Annotated in this window: 26 protein-coding genes and 2 pseudogenes; 7 read left to right on the top strand and 21 right to left on the bottom strand. The window is 62.1% G+C overall.

Annotation, left to right across the window (positions count from 1 at the left end):
• Window positions 1-336 precede the first annotated feature (336 nt).
• Both PMM47T1_RS24970 and PMM47T1_RS24965 read right to left on the bottom strand, forming a co-directional pair.
• Window positions 337-2,319 (bottom strand): DNA topoisomerase III, encoded by a 1,983-nt coding sequence (locus PMM47T1_RS24970; RefSeq protein ID WP_008374266.1) that lies wholly within the window; start codon window positions 2,317-2,319, stop codon window positions 337-339.
• A gap of 101 nt (window positions 2,320-2,420) precedes the next feature.
• Entirely contained in the window at window positions 2,421-2,723 is a 303-nt protein-coding gene (locus tag PMM47T1_RS24965; RefSeq protein WP_226439370.1) for a helix-turn-helix domain-containing protein, read from the bottom strand.
• Between the two features lie 230 nt (window positions 2,724-2,953).
• On the opposite strand from PMM47T1_RS24965, the gene PMM47T1_RS24960 reads away from it, so the two are divergent.
• Window positions 2,954-3,211, top strand: coding sequence for a DUF4880 domain-containing protein (locus PMM47T1_RS24960; protein WP_008374261.1), 258 nt, complete (start codon window positions 2,954-2,956; stop codon window positions 3,209-3,211).
• 75 nt (window positions 3,212-3,286) lie between these two features.
• Here the strand turns inward: PMM47T1_RS24960 and PMM47T1_RS24955 are convergent, their stop codons facing one another.
• From PMM47T1_RS24955 to PMM47T1_RS24910, 11 genes and pseudogenes are all read right to left on the bottom strand, one after another.
• Window positions 3,287-3,730: a single-stranded DNA-binding protein gene (locus PMM47T1_RS24955; RefSeq protein WP_008374259.1), complete on the bottom strand. Its 444-nt coding sequence runs from the start codon at window positions 3,728-3,730 to the stop codon at window positions 3,287-3,289.
• A complete protein-coding gene (locus PMM47T1_RS24950) occupies window positions 3,727-4,236 on the bottom strand; it encodes a DUF3158 family protein (RefSeq protein WP_043301505.1) in 510 nt (169 codons plus the stop codon). Before PMM47T1_RS24950 ends, PMM47T1_RS24955 begins: the two co-directional genes overlap by 4 nt.
• Complete coding sequence (locus PMM47T1_RS24945; protein ID WP_008374253.1) at window positions 4,233-4,985, bottom strand: PFL_4669 family integrating conjugative element protein; 753 nt, start codon at window positions 4,983-4,985, stop codon at window positions 4,233-4,235. Before PMM47T1_RS24945 ends, PMM47T1_RS24950 begins: the two co-directional genes overlap by 4 nt.
• A 258-nt stretch (window positions 4,986-5,243) precedes the next feature.
• The gene (locus tag PMM47T1_RS24940; RefSeq protein ID WP_238536658.1) at window positions 5,244-6,428 is read right to left on the bottom strand and encodes an STY4528 family pathogenicity island replication protein; all 1,185 of its coding nucleotides are present in this window, start codon (window positions 6,426-6,428) and stop codon (window positions 5,244-5,246) included.
• 35 nt (window positions 6,429-6,463) lie between these two features.
• Window positions 6,464-7,012 (bottom strand): DUF2857 domain-containing protein, encoded by a 549-nt coding sequence (locus PMM47T1_RS24935; protein ID WP_008374250.1) that lies wholly within the window; start codon window positions 7,010-7,012, stop codon window positions 6,464-6,466.
• Window positions 7,009-8,586, bottom strand: a complete 1,578-nt coding sequence (locus tag PMM47T1_RS24930; RefSeq protein ID WP_008374248.1) for a ParB family protein — start codon at window positions 8,584-8,586, stop codon at window positions 7,009-7,011. The genes PMM47T1_RS24935 and PMM47T1_RS24930 overlap by 4 nt, the downstream gene beginning before the upstream one ends.
• 12 nt (window positions 8,587-8,598) lie before the next feature.
• On the bottom strand, window positions 8,599-8,808 hold the full coding sequence (locus PMM47T1_RS29995; protein ID WP_157213084.1) for a hypothetical protein: 210 nt from the start codon (window positions 8,806-8,808) through the stop codon (window positions 8,599-8,601).
• Window positions 8,809-8,838: 30 nt separating this feature from the next.
• Entirely contained in the window at window positions 8,839-9,684 is an 846-nt protein-coding gene (locus PMM47T1_RS24925) for a ParA family protein (protein ID WP_043301504.1), read from the bottom strand.
• 2 nt (window positions 9,685-9,686) lie between these two features.
• Window positions 9,687-9,911, bottom strand: a complete 225-nt coding sequence (locus tag PMM47T1_RS24920) for an AlpA family transcriptional regulator (RefSeq protein ID WP_008374241.1) — start codon at window positions 9,909-9,911, stop codon at window positions 9,687-9,689.
• 122 nt (window positions 9,912-10,033) lie between these two features.
• Window positions 10,034-10,774: a hypothetical protein gene (locus PMM47T1_RS24915; protein WP_008374239.1), complete on the bottom strand. Its 741-nt coding sequence runs from the start codon at window positions 10,772-10,774 to the stop codon at window positions 10,034-10,036.
• Window positions 10,775-11,453: 679 nt separating this feature from the next.
• Window positions 11,454-12,235 (bottom strand): annotated as a pseudogene (locus PMM47T1_RS24910) (PhzF family phenazine biosynthesis protein).
• On the opposite strand from PMM47T1_RS24910, the gene PMM47T1_RS24905 reads away from it, so the two are divergent.
• Complete coding sequence (locus PMM47T1_RS24905) at window positions 12,227-13,462, top strand: dienelactone hydrolase family protein (RefSeq protein WP_008374236.1); 1,236 nt, start codon at window positions 12,227-12,229, stop codon at window positions 13,460-13,462. The pseudogene PMM47T1_RS24910 and the gene PMM47T1_RS24905 sit on opposite strands and share 9 nt — an antisense overlap.
• Window positions 13,463-13,497: 35 nt before the next feature.
• Complete coding sequence (locus PMM47T1_RS24900; RefSeq protein ID WP_008374234.1) at window positions 13,498-14,214, top strand: SDR family NAD(P)-dependent oxidoreductase; 717 nt, start codon at window positions 13,498-13,500, stop codon at window positions 14,212-14,214.
• A gap of 198 nt (window positions 14,215-14,412) precedes the next feature.
• Here the strand turns inward: PMM47T1_RS24900 and PMM47T1_RS24895 are convergent, their stop codons facing one another.
• From PMM47T1_RS24895 to PMM47T1_RS24880, 4 genes and pseudogenes are all read right to left on the bottom strand, one after another.
• Entirely contained in the window at window positions 14,413-14,688 is a 276-nt protein-coding gene (locus tag PMM47T1_RS24895; RefSeq protein WP_008374232.1) for an MATE family efflux transporter, read from the bottom strand.
• A gap of 701 nt (window positions 14,689-15,389) precedes the next feature.
• Window positions 15,390-16,113: pseudogene (locus PMM47T1_RS24890) on the bottom strand (IS110 family transposase).
• 127 nt (window positions 16,114-16,240) lie between these two features.
• The gene (locus tag PMM47T1_RS24885; RefSeq protein WP_008374230.1) at window positions 16,241-16,855 is read right to left on the bottom strand and encodes a TetR/AcrR family transcriptional regulator; all 615 of its coding nucleotides are present in this window, start codon (window positions 16,853-16,855) and stop codon (window positions 16,241-16,243) included.
• Window positions 16,852-17,607 (bottom strand): enoyl-CoA hydratase-related protein, encoded by a 756-nt coding sequence (locus tag PMM47T1_RS24880; protein WP_008374228.1) that lies wholly within the window; start codon window positions 17,605-17,607, stop codon window positions 16,852-16,854. The genes PMM47T1_RS24885 and PMM47T1_RS24880 overlap by 4 nt, the downstream gene beginning before the upstream one ends.
• A 149-nt stretch (window positions 17,608-17,756) precedes the next feature.
• Between PMM47T1_RS24880 and PMM47T1_RS24875 the strand changes: the two genes are divergently transcribed.
• Window positions 17,757-18,662, top strand: coding sequence for an alpha/beta fold hydrolase (locus PMM47T1_RS24875; protein ID WP_008374226.1), 906 nt, complete (start codon window positions 17,757-17,759; stop codon window positions 18,660-18,662).
• 56 nt (window positions 18,663-18,718) lie between these two features.
• Window positions 18,719-19,588: a MaoC/PaaZ C-terminal domain-containing protein gene (locus PMM47T1_RS24870; RefSeq protein ID WP_008374224.1), complete on the top strand. Its 870-nt coding sequence runs from the start codon at window positions 18,719-18,721 to the stop codon at window positions 19,586-19,588.
• A 37-nt stretch (window positions 19,589-19,625) separates the two neighbouring features.
• Here the strand turns inward: PMM47T1_RS24870 and PMM47T1_RS24865 are convergent, their stop codons facing one another.
• The 4 genes from PMM47T1_RS24865 to PMM47T1_RS24850 are packed head-to-tail and all read right to left on the bottom strand — an operon-like array spanning window position 19,626 to window position 23,828.
• Window positions 19,626-20,444: an SDR family NAD(P)-dependent oxidoreductase gene (locus PMM47T1_RS24865; protein WP_008374222.1), complete on the bottom strand. Its 819-nt coding sequence runs from the start codon at window positions 20,442-20,444 to the stop codon at window positions 19,626-19,628.
• A 56-nt stretch (window positions 20,445-20,500) separates the two neighbouring features.
• On the bottom strand, window positions 20,501-21,682 hold the full coding sequence (locus PMM47T1_RS24860; RefSeq protein ID WP_008374220.1) for a lipid-transfer protein: 1,182 nt from the start codon (window positions 21,680-21,682) through the stop codon (window positions 20,501-20,503).
• A 46-nt stretch (window positions 21,683-21,728) separates the two neighbouring features.
• Complete coding sequence (locus PMM47T1_RS24855; RefSeq protein WP_008374217.1) at window positions 21,729-22,595, bottom strand: SDR family NAD(P)-dependent oxidoreductase; 867 nt, start codon at window positions 22,593-22,595, stop codon at window positions 21,729-21,731.
• A gap of 39 nt (window positions 22,596-22,634) precedes the next feature.
• Window positions 22,635-23,828, bottom strand: a complete 1,194-nt coding sequence (locus PMM47T1_RS24850; RefSeq protein ID WP_008374215.1) for an amidohydrolase family protein — start codon at window positions 23,826-23,828, stop codon at window positions 22,635-22,637.
• A 329-nt stretch (window positions 23,829-24,157) separates the two neighbouring features.
• On the opposite strand from PMM47T1_RS24850, the gene PMM47T1_RS24845 reads away from it, so the two are divergent.
• Complete coding sequence (locus PMM47T1_RS24845; RefSeq protein WP_008374213.1) at window positions 24,158-24,457, top strand: YciI family protein; 300 nt, start codon at window positions 24,158-24,160, stop codon at window positions 24,455-24,457.
• Between the two features lie 59 nt (window positions 24,458-24,516).
• Window positions 24,517-25,359, top strand: coding sequence for a fumarylacetoacetate hydrolase family protein (locus tag PMM47T1_RS24840; protein ID WP_008374211.1), 843 nt, complete (start codon window positions 24,517-24,519; stop codon window positions 25,357-25,359).
• The last annotated feature ends 50 nt before the right edge of the window (window positions 25,360-25,409 follow it).

Below are 25,409 nucleotides of genomic sequence, written 5' to 3'. Positions count from 1 at the left end.
GGCAGAACCTGACCAACCGACCCTAGTTGTGGCCTGGGTCGGAATTTTCTGGCACGCATCCGCGCACAAAAGGCGCCCAGTGTTTCGCCGGCGGGCACCGGAGCTGTTCGTCATCGCCGAAGCGAATGACCCCTGCGGCCTGTTGAAAAGCGGCACGGGTCATTCGCTGCAACGACTTGCAGGGCGGTGAAGGGCAACCAGGTTGCAGGAAGAAGTGGCTCCGAACTCATGGAGTCCGACCGAGCTGCCCGGAGCGAATCGGTCTTGGCTCGCCAATGGCGAAGGGCGTCCTCACTACAACAGCCCCGACCAGACCCGTCAAGTGCACGGTGAGGGTCACGGTCCCTTGGATTTGGGCTTCGACGCCTTGGGCTTGGCCAAGGGCTTGGTGCCCTTGCAGTCGGGATAACGCGAGCACGACCAGAAGGTGCCGGTCCGCCCGGTGCGTTTGCGCATCACCGTCTTGCAGATTGGACAGCCTGGGCCGCGCGCCGCCGGCACATTGAGTTTGAGTGTCGCGTAGTGCTTGATGACTTGGCTGAGCCATTCGCCCTGCTTGAAGAGAAAGGCGTCCACGGTCAGCCGGCCGGTTTCGATATGCTCCAGCGCCTGTTCCCACAACGCCGTCATCACCGGATCAGCCACCTCGGGCGGCACGGCCTCGATCAGCGTGTGACCGGCCGCCGAGGCCGACAGGCTACGCTTCTTTTTTACCAGGTAACCGTGGTCGATCAGCCCCTGCAGGATCGAGGCCCGGGTGGCTTCGGTACCGATACCGATGCTGTCCTTGAGGCGTTGGCGCAGGCGCGGATCCTCGATCTGATTGGCGATGGATTTCATGGCCCTGATCAGCGTGCCTTCGGTGTAGGGCTTGGTCGGTTGTGTGGTGCGGGCATCGACTTTGGCCGAGCACACGGTCAGGGTATAGCCTTCGTGCAACGCGGGCAGCGCCTGTGAAGCGTCAGCCTGGCCAGTGGGGTCGGCTTCGTTGATCCAGGGCTTCCAGCCAGGTACCAGAATCTGCTTGCCCGCGGCCTTGAAAGTTTCACCGGCCCCAATGAACAACGCTTCGGTCTTGAGGTACTCGTGCAGCGCGCAGAACTGAGCCATGTACCGGGCGCGGATCAACGCGTACACCGCGCGTTCTCGTGGGGGCAGGCTGTCGATCCGGAACGCCACGGCGGTCGGGATAATTCCGTGGTGGGCGGAGATTTTGGCGGTGTTCCAGGCGCGCGAACGCACGGACAGGTTCAGGTCCTGGATACGATCCCGAAGCGTTGGATCGGCTTGAGTGAGCGCCTCGAGCACCGTTGGTGCGTCTTCGATCATGCTCTCGGGCAGGTAGCCGCAGTCGCTTCGAGGATAGCTGGTGACCTTGTGGGTCTCGTACAAGGCCTGGGCGCATTCCAGCGTTTCCTGGGCGCCCAGGCCGAGTCGGGCCGAGCAGATTTCCTGCAGCGTCCCTAGGTCGAACGGTAGCGGTGCGGACTCGCGCACCCTCTCGCTCTCGACACTGTCGGTGTGCACCTGTGCGGCCTCGAGCACTCTCTTCAGCACCTGGTGGGCGGCGCTTTGTTGGGTACAACGGCCTTGGTCATCGCTGACCGTAGGGGACGGTTGCCAGCGAGCCTGAAAATCTGCGGCCCCTGCGGCCACGCGAATATCCAGCGTCCAGTACGGCTGCGCCACGAAGCTAGCGATGGCCCGATCACGCGCCACTACCAGTTTCAAGGTCGGCGTCTGCACGCGCCCCACCGGCAGGACTCCGTCATAACCCGCGCGGCGCCCAAGCAGGGTGAACAATCGACTGAGGTTGATGCCCACCAGCCAGTCGGCCCGCGAACGGGCCAAGGCCGAGTGATACAACGGCAAGGTTTCCGCACCGGGCTTGAGCGCCGCAAGCGCCTGTCGGATCGAGGCATCGTTGAGCGCCGACAACCACAGGCGCTGCACCGGCCCGCGGTAGCCTTCCAGTTCCAGGATCTCGCGCGCGATCATCTCGCCTTCGCGATCGGCGTCGGTGGCGATGACCACCTCGCCGCACCGGCCCAGCAAGCCGCGAATGACCTTGAGTTGGGAAGCGACCTTGGGCTTTGGCAGCACCTTCCACTGTTGGGGCAGAATCGGCAGATCTTCTAGGGCCCAGCGCTTGAGGTGGCTGCCGTAGGTTTCAGGGGGCGCAGTCTCCAGGAGGTGCCCGACACACCAGGTGACGGTGACCCCCGCGCCCAGCAGGCAGCCTTCGGCACGCCGGCCGGCCTGCAACACGCGGGCGATGTCGCGCGCCTGGGAGGGCTTTTCGCAGATGAACAATTGCATGGCTTCGCTCCAGTCGGATGACTGAAACAGGGTGACGCTCAGGGGGAAGGGAGCCAGCTTAAAGCTGAATGTGCTGGGTCCAACTGGACGGTGGCGGCAGACTAACGCTGCTTCAGGTGGGCAATCAGGTGCTCGGTCGAAGACAGAATGAACTGCCGATCGGCATCGGACAGGGGCGCGAGCAGCAATCCGATCTTATGGCCTTGGTCACTGGGGCGTGGGCTGAAGTCGGTCACCAGTTCAGCCAGCCCGCAATCCAGCGCGCCCGACAGCTGAATCAGCTTGGGGACCGACAGCGATGTCTTGCCCAGCTCGAGCCTAGAATAGGCCTCACGACCCATCGACAGGCGTTCGGCCAATTGGTCCTGAGTCAGACCCAGGGCGCGGCGACGCTTGGCGATCATTTGGCCAATTTGCTTATCGGCGGCGGCGATGATTTTCGGCAACTGTGCGGGTCTCCCATTCAACCTGAATGGTCGAACAAAGACCTCGCAAGATGAACAACCCATCGAGTTGACTCTGGGCGATATGGGTTGTATTTATTCAATTGAGTGTGTGGATTGCTGAAAATGGGCAAGAATCAGTGGCGGTCGCTGCGCGCGCGAGGCGCGTATTGACGTACAAGGAAACTCACGTGGATACAGCGGACGATGGGCTGATAGGCCAGGTGCGGTTGCAGGCGCTTCGACGCTTTCTGGAGATTCATCGATCACCCGATGACAAGGACAAGCTCAGCGCCTTGGCGCAGTGGTTGGAACAATGCCCTACGCACCGGCAGGCGTTTCGGGAACTGGGGCAGGCGCTGGCGAAAGTCGCTGAGGATCCGGACGTGCTGGAGACGGCACTAGAGGCGATGTTGTTGCAATACAGTGCGGGTTCGACACGGCATTGAAGTGACTCGCGTCGATGGTGCAGGGTTTGGATGAGCGCCGCGCGATGAGGCGCTCATTCCACTGAGGTCCACTGATCAGCTCTTGGCACGACCGCCTTTGCGGGCAGTGCCGGGGCTCGCTTTGTCGGCCGGGCCCGACGGTGCGGCGTCGGAGGACTTTTCACGCATGCTCACGCTGGCCAGCCGATGGGGCAGGATACCGATGCGACGTGCCTCGACCTTGAAGGTCACCCGTGCGTTATCCTCGCTGTCCTCCCACTCATCGCGCACCGTGCGCCCTTCGACCAGCACGCGCATGCCTTTTTGAAACAACGTGCTCCAGTGCTCGGCATCGCGGTGCCACAGTTCAACCGGGGCCCAGTATCCGCCTCGGTCTTCGTAGCCGCCCTCACGCGGTACCGGGTTGTCGAAGTAGACATTCAGGCGCAGCAGACGCCGCGGCTCATCATTACCCGAGGTGAATTCCTGAAAGTCCGGCGCGCTGCCGATGTTGCCTTCGCCGACAAAAAAAGTGCTCATGGTGATGTCTCCGTTCCGGATGGGGATTGGCGCAGCACGCCTTCGGCGTTGGCCATCTTGTGGCTGCAGTCGAGCGCCTGGCGCTGCAGGGAATGCAGCACGCTCATCTGCAGGTTCAGCGCGATGCGGTTGCATTCGAGCTGGAACAGGGCAGTGCGCAGATCCGGGGGCAGGCGCGGATTGCGCATCAGCCGCTCCCAGACCAGGGCGCCCATGCGGGAAAAGTCTTGGGTGCGCCAGCGCAGGAATGTGGTGCCGGCGCCGGTGTTCTGCAGCACCAGACGAATGCCGAGCAAGGACAAGGGCGGCAGCGCCATGATCGCCGCCTGGGTGCCCATGAGCTGCGCCACACGCTGTTCAAGCTCCCTCGTGACGTTCGTCAGCTGAACCAGTTCCCCCTTACCCTTAAAAGGCTTTAAAAGGCCTTTTAGGGAGGCAGCGTGTTCGATGTCCCGATAGGCAGTGGGTGCGAGCGTCAGATCGGCGGGGAAATCCCGCGGGTTCATGATGGCTTATCCGTCGCGTCTGTCTCGTCGTCCGCCGGAACGTCATCACTTGCACTGGCCGGCTCACTCTCCGTCGACCCTGCCACCGCGATGATGGGCGGGGCGAACTGCGAGCGGCGCTCGCCATCGAGCACGTCCTGAGGCGGTCGACCGTACTTATCGACCGCTTCCTGAAAGCGCGCATTGTCGGCGGCTACATCGCTGCGGGTGACGCCGGACACGCGGCATCGATGCGCAATACCAAACAAGCTGCGCACCTGGTGGGCGCCCTGGTCGATCCATCCCTCCATGTCCGGCCGGCCGATCAGCGCCGTATGATGGGCCAGGAGCACGCGTCTGACCAGCGTGTCGTAGTCGGTGAGCAGGTACACCGCCAGAAATCCCAGCTGGCTGGCGATGAACAGCGGCAGGGTCACGGGGTGGATGTTGAGGTTGTCACCCACGTCGATTTGCGAGGGCAGGAGTTTTTCTAGATGGCTGACCTGCTCCATCAACTGGCCCATCTGCGCCTTGGCGCGCAGCACCTTGTCCTCGAGCATCAGCATGAACCAGTCGGCGAAAGGGTCGTCCTGCGCCGCCGCTTGCTTGAGGATGTTGGTGATGTTGATGTAGGCCGCCATGCTCATGATCGGATGGCTGCCTTCGCGGGCCAGGCGGCCCTGCCACAGCCGAGCGGCGTGATGGGTGTGCAGGGTCAGGGTGATGGTGCTGCGCAGCGAGCCCAGGTTGAGCTGGAAATGGTCGGCCATGGCAGGTCCTCAAGTCGGCGGGTGAGGACACGGTGCCGGACAAACACCAGTGTGACTGCCGAAAACCTGAAGGACCTGTGTTCGGATAAGCCATGGCGACTGGAACAGTATGGATTTGATGCCTGAGGCATCAAATCCACTGAAGGCTGGTGCTCATTACCGCACACGCGCAAAGCCGAGCTTCAGGTTCGACAAACGCCAACGGCTGATCAGGGCGACCGGACGTCCATGGATTTGATGCCTGAGGCATCAAATCCATTAAGCGCTACTCACCAGCCCACATTGTTGGCGCAATTGATCCAGGCAGGCCCGTGCCACGGGGGACGCCGATCGTGGCGCGTCGCCGCGTTCAGCGATCTTTGGCTCTGACACTGCCTGTTGGACGCGCACAGCTTTTGGGGGCGGCACCTTGGTCGCGATATCTCTGGCGGCCCACAGTCTAAAATCCCCCTCGAGCGCTTTCCTGATCAACCCCATCAGGTAAGCGGCGGGGCGCCGCACGGCCCCCGTCGTGCACCGGGCCACCGCCTCCTGCAGCACGGCCACCCTGGCCTCATTGGCCAATGGGGCCATGGCCTGCAAGGCGATCTGCCGATCACTCGCGCTGAGGGGCAGATTCGCTGGCCACTCGAGTTCGGATGTTCCCCCAGCCCCCCGTACCGTACTCTTTTGTTCTATACGCTCTTGTACAGTACTAGGAGGATTCGGAATCCGAACCACCGCTAAATCCGGGGCTTTCGCCGGCGGTTCGGATTGATGTTGTGCCGTGTACGGCAAGGAAGCGACATCCAGCGAAGGCTGTTCGGATTCGTGAGCAGGAGAGGGCGCCTCGAGCTCGAGTGAGTGTTGCTCAGGCGCCAACGGCAACAGGGCGAGCACCTTGGGTACATAGGCCGCCGGTACCGTTTGGTCGCGCCGCAGTTCCCCCAACACATGTCCGGCGGTGATGCGTACGCCCTTCGCGGCGTGCTTGAGGCTGCGCTTGATCAGATCACCGTAACCCTCGTCCAACTGCAGTGCTTCGGCCGGCGTCAGCGGCTCGTCGTGCAGGACATAGATGGGCGGCTGCAACCGACCTTGATCGTCGCGAAGATGCGTGACCAGGCTGAGCCAACGGGTTAATCGTAGATTCTGCAATACACGCGCGACTGTCTCTCGTGAAGCTTTCTCGCCGCAGGGGACGGCGGACAGATACGGCTGTAGGTCCTCGTAGCGGGGGTATTTGAGCCCGCGCTCTTCGATCATGAAGTGCAGGGCCTGCCAGGCGTTACGCTCCAGCGGTGTGAGCCGGGTATCTCGCAGCAGAGAGCGGGGCATGATGTTCTGAGGTTTGCCGATGTAGCGAAACTGGATCGAGGTGGCGGGCGGTGGCTTGGGTTTGGGCGGCGAGGGGAGTGGAAACAGGTGAGGGTTGTCCTGCATGTATTGGGCGCACTGGCGCATGGCCCGTTTTAGGTCCTCCAAGCTGAGACCGTGCCTCATAGCTGCTCTCCGTAGAGGTGCAACTGTTGCCAGACCATGGTCAGGGTGACGCCCTGCTCCTCGGCGAGCATCATCATGGTGTCGAGCTTGTCGGCGGTGCCGTCCAGCTGTCTCAGCTGACGCCAGCGCTGCCACAGCGCATGTTCCTGGGCTTCGGTCAGACTCTGTGGGCGACCGCGGCTGACCTCGATCTTCAGCAGCCGCCGGCGCATGGCGGTTTCGGAGTGGTCCAGCCCAAAGCATTTGTTCATGATCAGCGAGCTCGCGCCGAGCTTGAGTGCACGATTGATCAGGCGTTCATTTTGCTCGTCACGGTCGGCCTGCTCGATCAGCCGGCGCATCACCGCGGTATCGACCTTGATTTCGACCCACGGGACTGCGGCATGGGCTAAACGAGAGAGCGTGGTCGGTGGCAGGGATTGCAGAATCTCCAGGTCCTCTTCAGCCAGGCCCAAGGAGCGACAGCGCTGAAGGTGGCCTTGGCGCAGCTCATGCAACACCTGGTTGAGCATGGTGTTATTCAGCAGGGCGAAGATCGCGTTCATGAGAGTGTCTCCGAATCGTCCTGAGATGTGGCCTGGCTCAGGTCCACGATACGTCGTGCCAGCACCAACAACTGGACCCACTGATTCAGTTGCGCGTCGGGAAGGCGCTGAAGTTCGAAGGTGAGTATGGAATTGCCAAAGAGCGGGGTCAGATAGTCACCGACCAGCAGTTGGCCCACCAGTGTTGGGGGGAGCTGCTGCTTGAGTTCCCATTCGACCCCATCCTGGGCGCGCAGAATGGAGGTGAGCAGCAGCTGTACGGCTACGCCTTGGGGTTCGGTGCCCTCTGCGGCCTGCCAGTCGAGCGTGAATCCGAGGCCATGCTCCGCGCCGACGACAAAGTCTGTCAGTGCCGCGTAGTGGGCCAATGACTGCGCCAATTCGACGGCGAGGCTGCGCAGTTCGGCGATGGCAAGTGGCGCGATGGAATCCATCAGCTGTGACAGAGAAGGGAGCGATGAGGTACTGGTCGTCTGCGCTTCGGCCACCTCTGTGCTACCTGGGCGCAGACCACCGAAAATATCGCTCAACCTTAGCGGGTCCTCGTCAACGGAGTCATCATCGTCCCGGACCTGATCGGTTGGAGATGGCATTGGCGGTGTCTGACTGAGAACCAACGGAGGCGCGCTTGCGGGGTTGGCTCCGGCGTCTGGCAATTTGTTTACCGTCGTGGTGGGCCGCTCATTGGTGGAGGGTTCACTCGGCGGCGTAGCGTGATAGCCGCTCTGCGTCAGTTCCAATTCCATCAGCCGCGGCGTGATGTCCAGCACCTTGGCCATCTGCGCCAACAAGGCGCCGCGCACCTCGTCCCAGTCGAACTCGTCGGACGTCGTGTCGAAGTTGGACAGCGTCTGCTGCCACAGCACAAGTAGTTGATCGAGCGGGGCCAGCAGGCGGTTCCACACCTGTTCGGCCCGTTTGCGCAGCAGAATGAGGCGCTCGATCTGAGGCTTCGGTAACCCGGAACACAGGGCATTGGGCAGACTGGGCAGCAGGTATTCGACGGTGTCGAACATGCGGCTGATCTGCGATTGCGAGACCGGATACCCGCCCGATGCCAACGCCTGGGCGAGTTCGCGTTGCGAAAGGGACGCGCCGTCATCCTCCAGCAATGCCTTCACGTTGACCACCGCCAGCGCGCGTTCAATAAACGCCAGCTGTCCGTGCAGATCGCTTTCAGCCAGATGTCCGAGCAAGGCATGGGTCTCGCTGGTCCAGGGGCGGTAGCGGCAGGCGATTCGGAAGTAACGCTCGTCGCGCGTCTCTTTCCATAGTTCGTTCAGAATGGACAGGCGCGTGTTACCCCCATTCAAGATGATGAAATACGTCTCGCTGGGTCGTCGGGTGATGGAAGGCGCCTGGTCCAGGCCGCGTTCACGAATCGAGGACTTGATGTCGTCATACAGCGGGTTGCGGATGAATCGGGGGTTGCGCTCGTAGGGCCGTAATTGCTCCAGGGTCACCACGATCTCTGACTCCTGGTCAAACTCCGGCGCCACGCTTTCGCCTGGACTGCGCAGCAACATCTGTGGGCGCAGTCCGGCGCTGATCTGTTCCTGGGTGGGTTTGATCATGATTGGCCTCAATTACGCCTGCGGTAGCTTGTCGCCGACTTCAAACTTGACCACGAAGGCTGTGCCCGGCAATTCGAAGTGCTGGCTGAGCTCATGCAACAGCTTGGTGATAGCGGGGTGACCGCCCGGGAGGTCGAACACCACGGTGCAATAACAGGGTTCTGTTACCTCGCGATGGGGAGAAGCTGATGGCGATGGGATCACGCAGCGTGGCTCATGCATGGCGAGCTCCAATAAATTAGTTGGAAGATTTCAGTAGCGGGCACAGACATCCGGAGCTGACGCCGGGTCGATGAGTCGGTGCCATTCGGGAAACAGCTCAAGCGCTAGCTGCCGCATCGACTGCGCCGCGCTCAACCCGCCAGAGGGAGAGGGGCGATAGTCGATCCGGTGCACGGGCAGGCCCAGCGAGGCCGCGTTTAGATAGGCCACACGATCCAGTACCACCGCGGAACACAGGGTGACCTTGTCATGTGCGACAAAGTCTGCAGACAGGCTCTGAATGATCAACCGCGTATCGCGGCGGCTCAGATTGACCTGGTTCAGCAGCAGCCGTGCCGGGGGAGGGCGGACGCCCAGCTGCTCATAGGGCGCCAAGCTTTGCAGCAGCGCAAGCGTGCCGCGGTGCAACTCCCTCGCCGCGAGCATCTCGGGCGGAATAGGACTGATCATCATGTCCGAGGCCAGCACGGACATCTCGACGATGACGCTGCGCGCGCCTTGGGTGTCGATCAGCACCACATCGTAGAAAGGCTCGAAGACATGGAGTAGATTTTTCAGGCGCAATCGGCCATCTGGGGCGTGCAACAAGAGGGTATTCAACTGGCCAAGCGGATCATTGGACAGGACCACGTGCAAGCCTTCGATACAGGTCCGTGAAACGATCTGATCGAGATCTACCAAGCGATGGCCGATCAGCTCAACACTGCCCGCAGTGCCGGCGCAGGTTAGTGGGTAGTAGCTGGACAGCGTCGGTTGGCTGTCCAGATCGATCATCAACACCCTCAGTCCGGCATCGGCCAGTAGGCCACCCAGATTGGCGGTGACGGTCGTCTTGCCGACGCCGCCCTTGGTCGACACTACTGATAGCACCTTCACCGTCACGCCTGCGCGCCGAGGCGTTCGGCGATCCACCGGTCGATCTCGGCAGAGTCCCAACCGACGGCGCGCATACCAATGCGTCGGGCCAAGGGGAATTTGCCTTCCTTCATCAGGTTGTAGATGTGCGCCCGCTTGAATCCGGTACGTTTCTCCACCTCATCACGGCGCATGATGTAGCGGTCGGTTTGGGAAGGGCTTGCGGTCACGTCGGTCTGGGTTTGCATACGTGTCACTCCTTGGCGCCAGATGGCTTGCGATGGGAAGTGACATGAGTCAACACCAGGAAATCGAGCTTGTCATTGCAATGCAATTGCGGACGATTGCATTGCAATTTGGTTTGGACTCCCTATTTGAATCGCTTGTTTGCGTCCGCAAACCGTTGATCCAACGTCCGTTTTTTGAAGCCTGGATGGTCGGGGAACTGCTGCTGAATTGCGGCAACGATCGCGTCCTGGCTAGGAAAAAAAGGCTTATTTTTTTCTCCGGGACTTTCGTTGAGCAAAAGCCTTAGCAGGGCGCCGGTGACATCCAGCAAGCTTGCTTGGGTGCGTGCATCCGCAGGCTTTTCCTCCTCGGCGGAGGCGCGAAGCTGCTCCACCTCGACCCCAAGCGTCGCGAGTTGCTCCACCACTTCAGCGTGAGACCTCGTCAGCCGATTGCACAAGACTTGAAGCGTATCCCTGTCAGCCTTCAGTATTAGATATTGACCCCATTTCACCGAGCCCTCCGCGTCTGCTGCGTAGGCAAACAGGAAGGGCGGTTTCTGGTCTGGGTGGTAAAGGCTCATCCAGGCTTTCAGTTCGCCGTGGCGGATGCGCAGGGACCTCGGGCCGAGATTGGTATCAAGTCCGGTCAATAACGCCTGCGGATGGCTGGACAGCTCCCGGTGCTGCACGGCATCCAGGATCATGCCGACATGCGTCGCCAGGCAGGGCCATCGGGGAAAGATCTTGAGCAGTTGTTCGGGATACAGCCAGTTCGCCTGGCAGATCTGTGTCTCGAACGCTTGAAGCCCACACCAACGCAGTGCTGCTTCGATGGGGGTGTAAAGCAATTTGAAATGCGGATCCGAGCATTGTCGGCACATGGGACCTCCTATTCCTTAGGATGGCCTCTCGCATAGGTCGTATCGATTCACCGCTAAAGACGCGGGCGAAATCGTTATTGTTATTTGCTCAGCGAGACGGCGTTAGTTGCAGCATGAAAAGCTGTAAGGCCTTTGCTGAACTGCTCCCAGGCGATGAGCGAATTCATATCAGACTCAGGCGTCCGTAATAAACTCCATTCAGGAGGGGCAAGCGTAGGAAAAGCAAGAGGCTGGAGCAAGTGCTCTAGATCAATGCTCTCACCGAGAGGTGTCAAAAAATCGGACAGGTAAGATGGGTATTTCTAGATTGTCCTTTATTCCTCGGGCCGGACCAGTAGCGTAATTTTCTTGACAGTGATTGGTCTGAAATAAAATGTAACAAACCCGGCGCTTCCAACGCTGGCATTGCTGTACCACTTGGTTGGTACAAAAAGTGGTAAATCCCCCACTGGAGTACAACCAGCGCCCGTTTTTTCGGGAGTGAACAGCGCTGTCGGCCCAACCCTCAATGGGGGATGCGAGGGCAGATGACGGTCCGTCGCTGATGCGACGAGGTTAGATCAGCTGTGACGGTTGTATGGCACTAAGCGGTGTCCGCAATCCCGCCTTATGGAACGCCAGTCCGTGACTGCCTCTGGCTGTGGATTCAACCGGTCACGGACTGCGCGAGTCGGCTGGACTAGAGGCTGATAATCCCTTCCAAATACTGCACGGCATTCCCTGCTACGCACACGCGTCCATCAACTACGCGGCAGTCCAGCACACCGCCGCGCTGGGAGGCCTGCAACGCCGACAGTCGCGTCTTGTTCAAACGCTGCGCCCAGTAAGGCGCCAGGCCGGCATGAATAGAGCCGGTCACGGGGTCCTCGGCCCCACCGTTGGCCGGCCAGAAATAGCGCGAAGCAAAGTCGTGCCGCACTCCCGGCGCGGTGACCACAACGTCCAGCGGGCCTAGCTCCACCAGCTTGTCCAGGCGCGGCACCACGGCCTCGACCTGCTGCTGGTTGGCGTAAACAGCGAAGTATGCCTGTGTGTTCACCCAATACTCCACCGGTGTGATCGACAACCCTTCAAGCAACTGCGCAGGGACCTCGACCAAGGGGCGCGGCGCGCGATCGGGGAAATTTAACTCAATCTTGCCGTCCGGCAGTTGCTGCACTGGAATCTCGCCGACTGCCTTGGCCCAGAAAGTGACCGATTGTGGCGCATCCGGCTGGTGGAACAGCACGAACGCACTAGCCAGCGTCTCATGTCCGCAGAAATCGATTCAGTGAGGGGAGAGAACCAGCGAATTTCATATTGCCCCTGGGCGTTACGCACGAAGAACGCCGTTTCCGGCAATGAGTTCTCGATGGCGATCGCCTGCATGGTTACCGCGGGCAGCCAGGTTTGCAGCGGCACTACGGCCGCGATGCCTCCAAGCCAATTCCGTGACCTGAAAGGATTGAACCAATGGGACATTACATCCAGATCAAAGCGCGTGATGGCGCTGGCAGCTTCAAGGGTTACCTCGCCTTGCCTGCGGGCGGCAAGGGCCCAGGGCTGGTGATCGGCCAGGAAATCTTCGGCATCAACGACACCATGCGCGCGACCGCCGACATCTACGCCGAGGAGGGCTACGTGGCCCTGGTGCCTGATCTGTTCTGGCGTCAGCAGCCGGACATCGAGTTGGGCTTCACGCCGGCGGATTTCGACAGGGCACTGGGCCTGTTCGGCAACCTGGACCTGGACAAGGCCGTAGACGACATCGCGGCGTCCATCGATGTCCTGCGCACCCTGGAGTTCGTCGCCAGCCCGGCGATCGGCTATGTTGGCTACTGCATGGGCGGCAAGCTCGCCTACCTCACGGCCACCCGCACTGACGCCGCCTGCTCAGTGGGTTACTACGGAATGGGCATCGATGCGTTCCTGAATGAAGCCGACAAGATCAATGGCGGGCTGGTGCTGCACTTCGCCGAACAGGACAGCTACTGCGATGCTGACACCCGCGCGCGCATTACAGCTGGCCTGGCGAACATCAAGGGCGTCGAGCTCTATACCTATGCTGACGCGGACCACGCCTTTGCGCGCATCGGCAGCGACCACTTTCACAAGCCATCGGCGATGATGGCCCATGGGCGCACCATCGCCGCGCTGAAAAAGTACATCGGCCCGGATATCAATCTATCGGCGTTGTGGGAAGAGCACTGCCTGCACGAGTTCGTCACCCGGGACGTGCCGGCGACCATGGCGACCATGGTCAAGGAACCCTACGTCAACCACATTCCGACCCTGACCGGCGGCGTTGGCAGCAAGGAACTGAGCCGCTTCTACCAGCACCACTTCGTCCATGTGAACCCGCCAGACACCAAGATTATCCCCCTCTCGCGCACTGTCGGCGCGCTGCAACTGGTGGACGAATTCATCATGTGCTTCACCCACACCACCGAGATGGACTGGATGCTGCCGGGCATCGCGCCCACCGGTAAATACGTCGAGATCCCGATGCTGGGCGTGATCAGCTTTCGCGGCGACAAGCTCTACCACGAGCACATCTACTGGGACCAGGCCACTGTGTTGGTGCAGATCGGCCTGCTGAACCCTGAAGGGCTGCCGGCGGCGGGTGTCGAGACCGCGCGCAAGCTGCTCGACGAGACCTTGCCGTCCAACCGCATGATGGCCCGCTGGCAGACCAGCGAGGGGCTGTAAGGGTTTTTCACGCCTGTTCGACTATCGAGGTTTTGATGCAAGTAGCCCACAAGACAGTACTGCTGACCGGCGCCAACGGCGGCCTGGGTCAGGCGTTGATCAGCGCGTTGCTGGAGGCCGGCGCGAGCAAGATCTACGCCGCCTGCCGCGCGCCTGAGCGCTTGACCCAGGTCGACCCGCGCGTTGTGCCCCTGACCCTGGATGTCACCAGCCCTGTGCAGATCGCCAGCGTTCGCCGCCTGGCCAAGGACGTGGATATCCTGATCAACAATGCCGGGCTCAATTGCCAGCAGCGCCTGCTCGACGCCGCAGAACCTGAAGCGGCCAGCGCCGAAATGGCGGTCAATTACTTCGCCACGCTGAACCTGTGCCGTGCTTACGCGGGGCTGTTGCGCGAGCGACAGGGCGCGATCGTCAACGTGTTGTCGATCCTGGCACGGGTCGCGCTGCCGGCCATGGGCTCGCTGTGTGCCTCCAAGGCTGCGGCAATGCGCTTGACCGAGGGCCTGCGCGCGGAGTTGGCCAGCGCTCAGGTGCAGGTCATGGCGGTGTTGCCAGGGGTGATCGACACGGCCATGAGTCGAGATTTCCCGGGCCCGAAAGCCAGCCCGGAGGACATCGCCCTGGCGATCGTCAGCGGGCTGATCGAAGGCACCGACACGCTGTATCCGGACCCTATGGCTCAGCAGGTCGCGCAAGGCCTGGCGGATGATCGCGAAACAACGGTCGCGGGGTTCGCGGCGTTTCTGTAATCCGTTGCAGCTGTAGCCGGCTGCCAGCTTTTTTCCATCGACCTCGGCACCGGCGATTCACATCGCAGGAATAGGTCCGAAGCCGAAACTCAGCGCGGACGAGAGAGGTATGAGGACCACGGCGCCAATCAGTGTAATGAGGGCTGAAACCTTTACGTTTCCAGAACCGCGCAGCGAAGCCGTTATCATGTTGACTAACTACATCGGGACCGCGCCCATGAACAGGTAGTTCGAGTACTTGACGGTCGCTTCCAGAGCGTCGCTCCGTGCTCCCATTACATGGTACAGAGACGGCCCCAGTAGCAAGGCCGCAGCATTGAAACACGTGCCTATGACAATGGCGAGTATCACTGCGTGCATCAAAAGTGCATCGGCGTGCTGCTCATTGCTTGTCCCCACTGCACGGGCTACCGCCGAGGCTACACCACTGCCGATAACGGGTAATTCTTTGCGTTCTGAACCACGCTTTTTCATACACCCCTCCAGTCAAAGGATGGAGGGGGCGGGGACTCGGATCAAATCATATTCCTAAACGGGGTCATTAAAGCGCCACCACTAACAAGTCCGCAGCTTCTCCAGAGTCAAGTTTTTTGACGGTGACTTAGCCTCCCAAAAGGCAGCGACCACTGTCGAGAGAGTTCAGTGTAGTGCGTAGTGTTTCTAGTTCAGTGGGCTGCGGCGCGCCGGGGAGGCGGTTTTATAAGATGGATTTTTCTCGTTCCGCCCGATCGATAGGGGCTTCCAATTCTTGGATTTTTTGTTGCTCGGGCGTCAGCGCTTTACTGACCGGCGTGACGCCGCCATGTTGATGAGGCGTATTTTTCCCGGTGGTTTCGTCAGGCGCACGGGGGGCGCCGGGGCAGTTTCGTCGTGCGGCGCTTAGCGGTGAAGAGCCGATCTCCTGAATCGTCGACAAAAATCTATGGTCACCCCATTTTTTGCAATACTGATTGACGGATGAAGTGGTCGGCTTGCTTAAATCTATCTAGCGTCCAATTGGGGCATGCCCCGCGGCATGATGAGAGTCGCGCCTGACGATCCTAAAAAAGCCCTCGGCTTCGAAAGCCGATTTTTGTGTCAGGATCTTCGCCAGGCCGGTAGGCCATTTACGTGATCTGTTGTTCAGCTATCGCAAAACCTGAAAGGTGAGTCGTGGTACAGCAACAACCGCAGGGTCAGGCGTTCAAGGCGCCTGGCCCTGCTTCGTATTGGGTATGGTGTGCAGCAATCGCCCAAGCGATACGTGCCATCTTGTTGGCCAGAGCGCAGGCCACCACGTTGGAATGGCGTCTCGTCAATAACGCTCGAACCCAGTCCGCCAAGGCTCCTTTCTGGTCGTCGATGCGCGGCATGTAGGCCCTTGCGCATTGCACCCGCAGACGCCTGAAATTCTTGTCTCCTCGCTTGCTGATCCCCAACAAGTTTGCCCGGCCACCAGTGCTTTACTGCCTGGGCACTAGGCCGACAGATGAAGCCATGCATCTGATTGACCGCTTTGGTACGGTCGCGGGTCAGAGATTCGCGCAGGCGATGCAATACTGAGAGAGTCTGCTGCGCTTCTGTCTTGGGCGAAACGAAGCGCATCGTCGGGCGCGAAGCGGCTTCGCGGATAGCTTGCGCATCGACGAAGTCGTTCTTGTTGCTTTTGACGAAAGGTTTAACGAACTGCGGAGATATCAGCTTGGCCTGATGATCCATAGCGATCAGCTCGCGAGCTACGAAATGCGCTCCGGCGCAGACCTCCATTACCACGGTACATGCGGGTAGGTTGGCAAAGAACCGCATCATCTGCTGTCGTCAGAGTTTCTTGCGGAACTGCTCTCGACCGGGCTTATCGTGGCCGTGCAGATGAAAAGTGTGTTTGCCGAGGTCGATGCCGACCAGAGCCAAATCGCTCATGGTGATGGTCTCCGAGTTAAAAACACCCTGTGAAAGCGTAGCCTTCACAGGGTGTCGGGGTGACCATCTCATTAAGGCCAGGCTGAGCCAATGCAAAGCTGACCTGCCTTAGCCGGTGGGCTGAACACTATCCGCCGCGCGGGCCCGCGCCCAGCGCGCCCATGACCATCTGCGTAACCTGATTCACCACCTGATCGAACGGCGGGTGGCGGCCTTCGCGAAACCAGAAGGCAATGCTGCGCAACATGCCCAGCACGACGCTGGTGGCGGTATCGACATCCTGCACGGTGAACACGCCCTCGGTGATACCCGCGGCGATGATGGGCGTGAGCGAGTCCCGGTAGCGGGCCAGCAGCGGCCGGATCCGCGCCTTGTAGTCCAGATGCAGGCTGCGCAACTCCAGGCCGAGCAACTGCGCGCATTCCTGCTGGTGGCGCTGAAATTCCAGGTGGGTGCGCACGAATACCTGCAGCTTATCCAGCACTCGCGGCGCCTTTGCGCTGCGCTGGATGACCACCTCGACCAGACCCTCCAGATGCTCCTCGATCAGCTCGTACAGCAGCGCCTGTTTGCTTTCCACATGCTGGTAGAGCGAGCCGGCCTGCACACCCACCTGCTTGCCGAGCTGGCGCAGGCTGACATTGCCGAAGCCTTCCTGGACGAACAACGACAGCGCGGTGTCACGCACCTGCTGCGCCCGGTCCACGGGAGCGGTGCAGGCGCTACGGGTCGGGTCGCTCATCGCGTGGCCTTGTCCGGGCCGACCAAAGCCTGTATCGCTGCCCTGGCCTCGGCACTCATGACCCGCTCGATAAATTGCTCGCACTCGTTGACGAATACCGCCTGCAGCCCGGCAATGGCATCGCGCAGCAGGCGCTTGCTGGCACGCAGGCCTGGCTGGGGCAGCGTCGCCAACTGCGCGGCCTGCTGCAGCGCATGCTGCAGGCATTCCTCGCCATGGTCGAAAACCCTGTTGGCCAAGCGATATTCCACCGCTTCGGTGCCGTTCAGGGTCCGCCCGCACAGCAGCAACTGGGCCGCCAGCAGGTCACCGACCTGGCGTGGCAGCAGCAGGCTGGCGCCAAACTCCGGGGTCAGGCCGAGCTTGGCGAACGGCACGCTGAGTGTGGCGTCACGGGTGATGTACACGCCGTCGCAGTGCAGCAGCAGCGTGGTGCCGATACCGATGGCGGGGCCGCACACGGCGGCGATCAGCGGCTTGCTGAGCCCCATGACCGCAGCCATGAATTGAAAGGCCGGGGCATCGAGGCGATCGGGAGGCGATTGCAGGAAGTCCCGCAGGTCGTTGCCCGCCGTGAAGCAGGTCTGGCTGCCGGTGATGACGATGGCGCACACGGCGTCGTCGAGTTGTGCCTCGCGCAGCACCTGGGCCAGTGTCAGGTACATGGTCTGGGTCAGCGCGTTGTGCTTGTGCGGGCGGTCGAGGCGTACCAGCAGGGTCTGTGCATGGCGCTCGGTAAGGACTTCAGTCATGGCAATTACCTGATTGACGGACGTGGGGTGATTGTGGCGACAAGCGCGGCAAAATAATAGACACATCGTCAGTTATTGTGCTTCGATAGACCTCGTCATGTCGCCTGCCATGTGCCGGGCGTCAGGTTTTCCGGTCTGGAGATCACGCCATGCATCACCTTCAATCCTCTGTTGCCGACGAGCCGGCGCGCGCCTGGTTCGACCAGGCGTTGCGGGTTCAGCCGCGTTCGTTTTTCACCGAGGTGCAGGGTTGTCAGGTGCACTACCTGGCCTGGAACGCCGAAGAGCGACACAAGCCCACGCTGCTGTTGATTCACGGCTATCGCGCTCATGCGCGGTGGTGGAGTTTCATCGCGCCGTTTTTCACCGACAGTTACCGCGTGGTGGCGCTGGATCTGTCTGGCATGGGCGACAGCGGCCGCCGCGAGCACTACGACAGCCAGGCGTTCGTGGACGATATTCTGGGCGTCATCGATGCCGCCGAATTGGCCCCGGTGACCCTGGTCGGCCACAGCTTTGGTGGCGGTCGGGCCTTGCAGGCCTGCGCACAGGCGCCAGAGCGTATCCGCCGCGCGATCGTGGTCGACACCTACGTGTTCATGGGCGACGAGCCGCGGCCCAATGTGCCGTTGCCACGCACGGTCGCCCAGCCCTATGCGTCCATGGAACAGGCCCTCAAACGCTTTCGCCTGACCCCGGAGCAGCCGCCCGGGCCCACCTGGCTGGCCGACTACGTCGCCTGGCACTCGCTGCGCCGGGTCAACGGCGGCTGGGACTGGAAGTTCGACCGCAACCTGCCGCGTTTAGTCTCGGTACCCAATGGCCTGCTGGAGCTGGCCAAGGTACAGGTGCCGGTGGATTTCGTGCTGGGCGAGGGCAGTGCGGTGGTCAGCCCCGAGCATGCGGCGCGCATGGTCGCAGTGCTGCCCAAGGCGCGGGGGCCGGTGGTGGTGCCGCAAGGCTTTCATCACATCATGATGTCCCAGCCGTTGGCCCTGGTCGCCACCCTGAGGGCTCTGTTGGCGGTAGAGCAAACCCTGCATGAAAATAACTGACTAATGGTCAGATAAATCGAACAAAAATGCGCTCTCAGCGCAGCTAGGAGCCCCTGATGGCACTCGATTACACCCGAATAAAACACTGGCCGATCCCCGAACAGGTTCACCCTTTCAGCACCCGCGATACCCTGCTCTACGCGCTCGGCGTGGGCGCGGCCACCACCAACCCCGTGGCCGATGAAGACCTGTGCTTTGTGTTCGAACAAGGCCTCAAGGCCCTGCCGACGCTGCCCGCCATTCTTGGTGACGGGCCCAACTGGATGGCCGACCCGGCGACCGGCATCGATATCAACAAGGTGCTGCACGGCGAGCAGTTCCTGACCCTGCATCAACCGCTGCCTACCAGCGGCACGGTGGTCGGGCGCACGCGCATCGAAGAAATCTACGACAAGGGCGCCGATAAGGGCGCCGTCATCTACCTGACCCGTACCCTGCACGAGCAATCCAGCGGGACCTTGCTGGCCACGGTCGGCTACACCGTGTTCCTGCGCGGCAACGGTGGTTTTGGTGGCAGTGCACAAGGCGCGCCGGTGCCCCATGCCGTTCCGACCGACCGGCCGGCGGATCTGTCCCTTGATCTGATCACGCGCCCCGAGCAGGCGGTGCTCTATCGCCTCTCGGGGGATGCCAACCCCTTGCACATCGACCCACGCCTGTCGCGCCAGGCCGGCTTCGACCGGCCCATCCTGCATGGCTTGTGCAGCTACGGCATTGCCGGCCGCGCGGTGCTCAAACTGCTGTGCGGCAACGACCCTGCGCGGCTGCGGCGTTTCGACCTGCGGTTTGCGACGCCGGTGTTCCCCGGCGAAACCCTGCGCACCGAAGTCTGGCGCCAGGGCCCGGGGCGCGCGGCGTTCAGGGTCAAGGTGGTCGAGCGCGATGTGGTGGTGCTGAACAACGGTCTGGTGGAATACACCGAGTAATCGAGGCGCGGGCCACCGGGTGGCCCGCTGTGTGGGGTCAGTGGAACAGCGCCCAGCTGTTGTCTTCGGCGCGCGACCAGCCGCTGGAGGCAATGGTGCCACCGTCCACCGAAAGGGTGATGCCGGTCAGGTAGCTGGCCATGGGCGAGGCGAGAAACACCGCCACGCCGCCGATCTCTTCCACGCTGCCCAGCCGCCCCAGGGGAATGTAGCGGTCCCGGGCGGCGGCCTGGGCGGGCGTGGCGGCGTCGTAAAAAGGCTGCAGGCCGGGCGTCAGCAACATGTCCGGTGCCAGGGCGAACACGCGGATGCGGTGCTCGCTGAGCTCCAGTGCCAAGGTGCGGGTGAAGCTGATCATCCCGGCCTTGCAGGCGGCGTATACCGCATAGCCCGGCGCCGCACGCAGGCCCTCGCTGCTGGCGATATTGATGAGGGTGCCGCCGCGTCCGCCGGCGATCATCACTCGTGCGGCCGCCTGGGTCGCGGCCAGCATGCTGACCAGATTGAGGTCGATGTGCTTGCGCCAGCTACGCTCGCCTTGGTCCATGAATTTCACTTGCCGGGTCCCGCCCACGTTGTTGACCAGGATGTCGACCCGTTGGAAGTGCTCCACGGCCAGGTCTACCAGGCGCTGGACCTGTTGGGTGTCGGTACAGTCGGTGGGCACCAGCAAGGCGCGCCGGCCCAGCGTACGGATGGCCTGCGCCACCGCTTCGCCCTTGGCCTGGTCGAGGTCGCCGATCACCACGTCGGCGCCAAAGCGCGCCAGGGCCAGAGCGATGCCCTCGCCGATACCGTTGGCGCCACCGGTGACGATGGCCACCTGGCCGGTCAGCAGAATGTCGGATGGAGTCATGCGCAACACCTCACGAAGGAGGGCGGCAACCGTTGAGCGGCGCCGCCCGTACTGGCTTACGCTCGCTTGAGCACGGTCACCACGCCGGCGCCACCCAGGCCGACGTTGTGCTGAATGCCGACGCGCGCGTTCGGTACCTGGCGCGCCCCGGCCGTGCCGCGCAGATGCCAGGTCAATTCGGCGATCTGGGCCGGCCCTGTGGCCCCCAGCGGATGGCCCTTGGACAACAGGCCGCCGGACGGGTTGGTGACGATGCGCCCGCCATAGGTGTTGTCACCGTCGGCCATGAACTTCGCCGCGCCGCCTTCGGGACACAGGCCCAAGGTTTCGTAGCTGATGATTTCGTTGGGGGCGAAGCAGTCGTGCAGCTCCACTAGCTGTGCGTCCTCGGGGCCGATGCCGGCTTGCTCGTAGGCCTGGCGGGCGGCGATCCGGCCCATCTGGTCGCCGACCACGTTGATCAGGCTGCCGGAATCAAAGCTGCCGGGGCCGTCGGTGGCCAGGCCCATGCCGGCAATTTCCACCAGTTGGCCCAGGCCATGCTTGCGCGCATAGGCCTCTGACACGATCAGGGTCGCGGCGGCGCCGCAGGTGGGTGGGCAGCACATGAGCTTGGTCAGGGGGCCGAAGATCGGCGTCGAGGTCATGACTTGCTCAAGTGTCAACGGCTCGCTGAACAGCGCATAGGGGTTGCGCAACGCGTGGCTGCGCGCCTTCACCGACACCTGCGCGAACAGCTCGGGCGTACCGCCATGACGTTTGAGGTATTCGTTGCCCGCGCTGCCGAAATACTGCGGCGCCTGGGGCGCGTTGTCATCCCAGCCACAGATGGACTGCACCGCGGCGTCGAGCCGCCAGGTGATCGGGGTGCGGTCGTCGTCGACCGCCAGTGCCCCCGCCGACATCTGCTCGAACCCCAGCGCCAGGGCGACCTCGACCTGGCCACTGAGCACCGCCTGGCGCGCCAGGTAGATCGCGCTCGAGCCCGAGGCGCAGGCATTGTTGACGTTGATGATGGGGATATGGGTCATGCCGACCGAGTACAGCGCGGTCTGCCCCGAACAGGTGTTGCCGTAGACGTAACCGACGAACGCCTGCTGGACCGCCGAGTACGGCACACCGGCGTCTTCCAGGGCGGCCAATGCTGCCTTGGCACCCATCACGTCATACATTTCGTTCTTGCCGGGCTTGGCGAATTTCACCATGCCGACGCCGGCAATCAATGCTTTGTTGCTCATGTTCAACTCCAGGGGCCACCGTGCGGTGGCCGCAAAGGCGTGGGGGCTACTGGCTGAAATCCATCACCGTCAACGCAGCTTCCGGGCGGAAGATGCGCGCTTGCTGCGCCGCCAGGGTGTAGGCGTCGAGGCTGGCGTCCTTGCCGCGCCCGGGGATGCCCTCAGCTGCGACCAGCTTCAATTCGCGGATGCCCTGGCCCGAGGCGAACAGGCAATGGCCGGTGCGCTGTCCCGACAGCTCGCTGACCATGTACAGCACCGCGGGGGCCACGTGTTCGGGGGCCAGCAGGGCATTGAGCTCATCGCTCATCAGCCCTTCGGTCAGGGCCGAGAGCGCCGCTGGCGCCAGGGTCCACACGCGAATGCCGTACTTGCGGCCTTCTTCGGTGAGCACGTTGGAAAACGCCCAGACGCCGCCCTTGGACGCGCCGTAGTTGCTCTGCCCGAAATTGCCCGCCAGCGCCGACACCGACGAGGTGTTGACGATCACCCCGCCGCGGCCGTTCTCCTTCATCCAGGTGAAGGCTGGCCGGGTCACCGCGTAGACGCTCTTGAGATTGACCTTGAGGACCAGATCCCAATCGGCTTCTTCAAGCTTGAGCAGCGACTTGTCGCGCAGAATGCCGGCGTTGTTGATAAGGATATCGACGGCGCCGAAGGCCTCCAGGGCGGTGTCCAGCAGCGACTGGCCGCCGGCGACCTCGGAGATGTCTGCGGTGTGCGCCGCCGCCTTGCCGCCAGCCGCGATGATCTGGGCCGCGACGTTGTCGGCCAGAAAGCGCCCCTGGGCGTCCTTGCCGATATCGTTGATGACCACCGCTGCGCCTTCTTCGGCCAGCAGTTTGGCGTAGGCTGCGCCCAGGCCACGCCCGGCGCCGGTGATCAGCGCCACTTTTCCTTCCAGCAATGCCATGGGTGTCTCCTTGTCGATCTTGTTATGACAGCACCTGGCTCAGCGTACGCCGGTCAGCAGGTCCTGCAGGTTGGTGCTCATGATGCGTTGGGTGTTGGCTTCGTTGACGTTGCTGATGTCCTTGAAGAAGTCCATCGGCGTCGCCATGCCTTCGGGGTGCGGCCAGTCGCTGCCGAACAGGATGCGGTCGAAGCCGATCAGCTCGCCGAGCTTTTCCACCGGGTCCTCGTAGAAGGGCGAGATGTAGATGTGTTCGCGGAAGGTCTCCACCGGGTTGCGGGTAAAGCTCTTGGGCATCTTGTGGTAGATGTTTTCCATGCGTTTGAGCAGCGGCTCAAGCCACGCCGAGCCGTTTTCCAGCGAGGCGATGCGCACGTTGGGGAACCGGTCGAACACGCCGTGGCAGATGACGGCCGACAACGAGTCGGCGATCGGGCGGCCCATCCAGTCGAGCAACTCGCCGAACGGCTCCTTCTCGAACGGGCGGAACTCGTCGCTGTTGCGGGCACCTGCGGTCCACCAACGGGCGATCTGATCGTAGCCCGAGTCGGACACATGCATGGCGACGAAGATCTTGCTCTCGTTGATGCGCGCCCAGAAGGGGTCGAACTCCTTGAAACCCATGGAGCGGGTGCCATAAATGCCAGGTACCGGCGCCGGGCGAATACCCACCACCCGTGCACCAGCGCTAAGCAGGTATTCAAGCTCGGCCACGGCGGTATCGACGTCCGCCAGATTGATCATCGGGACCGGGAACAGGCGGTTTTCATAGGCGAAGCCGACTTCTTCCTCGAACCAGCAATTGAGCGCATGAAACAGCGCCGCGATGGCCTCGGGCTGGTTGTGCAGCCGCGCCTCGATGACCGATGCCAGGGTCGGGATGATCAAGCCGCCGTGCACACCCTGCGACTCCATGACCGCCAGATGCGCCGCGCCGTTGTGGAAGGCCGCCTGGGAGGGGACCGGCTTGCCGGCCATCTCGCGCAAGGTCAGGCCCTCGGGGTTGTCGGCGCGATACCAGGCTTCGTGGGAGCCCGGCGCCGCCACGACCTCGAAGGTCGGATTGGGGATGTAGTCGGTGAGCACGCCGCCGACCGCCAGCTTGGTGCGACCGTTGACCTCGACGTACTGGAACTGGCTTTTGAATTTCTTCGGCAGGTGACGCAGAAAGGCTTCCGGCGGTTCGTAGAAGTGCCGATCGGCATCGAAGATCGGGTAGCTGGCAGCTGTCATGGGAGTTATCTCCTTGTCGTTGGAAGACGGCGAGTGAAGAACGCGTCACGACAAAAATAACGCTATGTCAGTTATATGCGCAAGCATGGCCGCTTATATTTACGCTGGGGGCGGTACGCAGAGATCGCTGGCGTCTGTTAATAACCGATGTAAAACAAGAGGTTGTATCGATATACAAGCCGCCTTTGGTCTCGCATCGGTCTCGCAGGTTTAGGGGGCGAAAAATAGCACTTGAAAAGCGACTTTGTGTCAGTTAATCATAAAGGACACCAGCGCATGGCCACCGGCCCCCGCTGTACTGCCCATCACCGCTGTCGAGGACATCCCCGATGCCGTTTGCCATTTACACGAGGGACAGGCCCGGTGCGCAGGCCGTGCGCGCCGAGCACCGCGCTGCGCACTATGCGTATCTGCAGGCCCATTGCGCGCACCTGATCGCCAGCGGTGGCCTGCAGGACGAGGGCGGCGAGGTGATGATCGGCGGCTTGATCATCATCGACTTCGACACCCGCGCCGAAGTCGATCGCTTCGTCGCAGGCGACCCCTTCACCCAGGCCGGCCTGTTCGAACAGCTCGAGGTGGTGCCCTGGAAAATGGCCTTCTTCGACGGCGCGCGGGTAGCCTCCTGAGGCGCTGTCGGGCGCTGTGACCTGTACGTTGCAATCCCTATAACAACAAGGACAACACCATGAGAATTGCCAGTGTGACAATCAACGGCCGTGCCACCTACGGCGTGGTCGACCAGGACGCGATCAAGGTCGCCAGTGCCGCGACCCTGGCGCAATACCCTGATTTGCGCAGCGCTATCGCCGCCGTGGGCGTGGCCGAGTTGCCAGCGCTGTTGAGCGACAGCCATGCGCTGAGCGAGGTGACCTACCTGCCGGTCATCCCCAACCCGGACAAGATCTTCTGCATCGGCATCAACTACGCCTCGCACATCGCCGAAACCGGCCGGCCGCTGCCGGAAAAACCCGTTGTGTTTATGCGCTATGCCAATTCCCAGGTAGGGGCGGGGCAGCCGATCATTCGCCCGCTCGATTCCACGCAGCTCGATTACGAAGGCGAGCTGGCAGTGGTCATCGGCCGCGCCGGGCGGCGCATTGCGGCCAGCGAGGCGCTGAATCACGTGGCCGGTTACGCCTGTTACAACGACGGCAGCGTGCGTGACTTTCAGCGCCACTCCTCGCAGTTCGGCCCGGGCAAGAACTTCCCCAGCACCGGCGGCTTCGGCCCCTGGATGGTGACCACTGACGAGATCACCGATCCGGCCTCCCTGACGCTGCAGACGCGCCTCAACGGCCAGGTCATGCAAGAGGCGCCCATCAGCGACCTGGTGTTCGACGTGCAAGCGCTGATCGCCTACTGCTCGACCTTCACCGAGCTGGTCCCGGGTGATGTGATCGTCACGGGCACCACCGGGGGCGTCGGGTTGTTTCGCGATCCGCCGGTGTTCATGAAGGACGGCGACGTGGTCGAGGTCCAGATTTCCGGCATCGGCACCTTGGTCAACCCTGTGCGCGACGAGCGCTGAATCCAAGTGATGCACTTGTTTTGCAATCAGGCCAAGGCACACAGGGGATA

Source organism: Pseudomonas sp. M47T1, from assembly GCF_000263855.1.
GTDB lineage: Bacteria > Pseudomonadota > Gammaproteobacteria > Pseudomonadales > Pseudomonadaceae > Aquipseudomonas.
Note: the sequence above shows the minus strand (reverse complement) of the source record. Positions and strands in the feature narration are given on the sequence as shown.

Excerpts from the sequence above, each read along its gene's own strand:
- PMM47T1_RS24920 (WP_008374241.1), bottom strand. The coding sequence starts at position 9,911 with ATGCAAACCCAGACCGACGTGACCGCAAGCCCTTCCCAAACCGACCGC.
- PMM47T1_RS24875 (WP_008374226.1), top strand. The coding sequence starts at position 17,757 with ATGCATCACCTTCAATCCTCTGTTGCCGACGAGCCGGCGCGCGCCTGG.
- PMM47T1_RS24915 (WP_008374239.1), bottom strand. The coding sequence starts at position 10,774 with ATGTGCCGACAATGCTCGGATCCGCATTTCAAATTGCTTTACACCCCC.
- PMM47T1_RS24880 (WP_008374228.1), bottom strand. The coding sequence starts at position 17,607 with ATGACTGAAGTCCTTACCGAGCGCCATGCACAGACCCTGCTGGTACGC.
- PMM47T1_RS24955 (WP_008374259.1), bottom strand. The coding sequence starts at position 3,730 with ATGAGCACTTTTTTTGTCGGCGAAGGCAACATCGGCAGCGCGCCGGAC.
- PMM47T1_RS24970 (WP_008374266.1), bottom strand. The coding sequence starts at position 2,319 with ATGCAATTGTTCATCTGCGAAAAGCCCTCCCAGGCGCGCGACATCGCC.
- PMM47T1_RS24965 (WP_226439370.1), bottom strand. The coding sequence starts at position 2,723 with ATGATCGCCAAGCGTCGCCGCGCCCTGGGTCTGACTCAGGACCAATTG.
- PMM47T1_RS24850 (WP_008374215.1), bottom strand. The coding sequence starts at position 23,828 with ATGACAGCTGCCAGCTACCCGATCTTCGATGCCGATCGGCACTTCTAC.
- PMM47T1_RS24895 (WP_008374232.1), bottom strand. The coding sequence starts at position 14,688 with ATGAAAAAGCGTGGTTCAGAACGCAAAGAATTACCCGTTATCGGCAGT.
- PMM47T1_RS24885 (WP_008374230.1), bottom strand. The coding sequence starts at position 16,855 with ATGAGCGACCCGACCCGTAGCGCCTGCACCGCTCCCGTGGACCGGGCG.
- PMM47T1_RS24930 (WP_008374248.1), bottom strand. The coding sequence starts at position 8,586 with ATGATCAAACCCACCCAGGAACAGATCAGCGCCGGACTGCGCCCACAG.
- PMM47T1_RS24950 (WP_043301505.1), bottom strand. The coding sequence starts at position 4,236 with ATGAACCCGCGGGATTTCCCCGCCGATCTGACGCTCGCACCCACTGCC.
- PMM47T1_RS24900 (WP_008374234.1), top strand. The coding sequence starts at position 13,498 with ATGCAAGTAGCCCACAAGACAGTACTGCTGACCGGCGCCAACGGCGGC.
- PMM47T1_RS24945 (WP_008374253.1), bottom strand. The coding sequence starts at position 4,985 with ATGGCCGACCATTTCCAGCTCAACCTGGGCTCGCTGCGCAGCACCATC.
- PMM47T1_RS24845 (WP_008374213.1), top strand. The coding sequence starts at position 24,158 with ATGCCGTTTGCCATTTACACGAGGGACAGGCCCGGTGCGCAGGCCGTG.
- PMM47T1_RS29995 (WP_157213084.1), bottom strand. The coding sequence starts at position 8,808 with ATGCATGAGCCACGCTGCGTGATCCCATCGCCATCAGCTTCTCCCCAT.
- PMM47T1_RS24940 (WP_238536658.1), bottom strand. The coding sequence starts at position 6,428 with ATGCGCCAGTGCGCCCAATACATGCAGGACAACCCTCACCTGTTTCCA.
- PMM47T1_RS24865 (WP_008374222.1), bottom strand. The coding sequence starts at position 20,444 with ATGACTCCATCCGACATTCTGCTGACCGGCCAGGTGGCCATCGTCACC.
- PMM47T1_RS24840 (WP_008374211.1), top strand. The coding sequence starts at position 24,517 with ATGAGAATTGCCAGTGTGACAATCAACGGCCGTGCCACCTACGGCGTG.
- PMM47T1_RS24870 (WP_008374224.1), top strand. The coding sequence starts at position 18,719 with ATGGCACTCGATTACACCCGAATAAAACACTGGCCGATCCCCGAACAG.
- PMM47T1_RS24905 (WP_008374236.1), top strand. The coding sequence starts at position 12,227 with ATGGGACATTACATCCAGATCAAAGCGCGTGATGGCGCTGGCAGCTTC.
- PMM47T1_RS24860 (WP_008374220.1), bottom strand. The coding sequence starts at position 21,682 with ATGAGCAACAAAGCATTGATTGCCGGCGTCGGCATGGTGAAATTCGCC.
- PMM47T1_RS24855 (WP_008374217.1), bottom strand. The coding sequence starts at position 22,595 with ATGGCATTGCTGGAAGGAAAAGTGGCGCTGATCACCGGCGCCGGGCGT.
- PMM47T1_RS24935 (WP_008374250.1), bottom strand. The coding sequence starts at position 7,012 with ATGAACGCGATCTTCGCCCTGCTGAATAACACCATGCTCAACCAGGTG.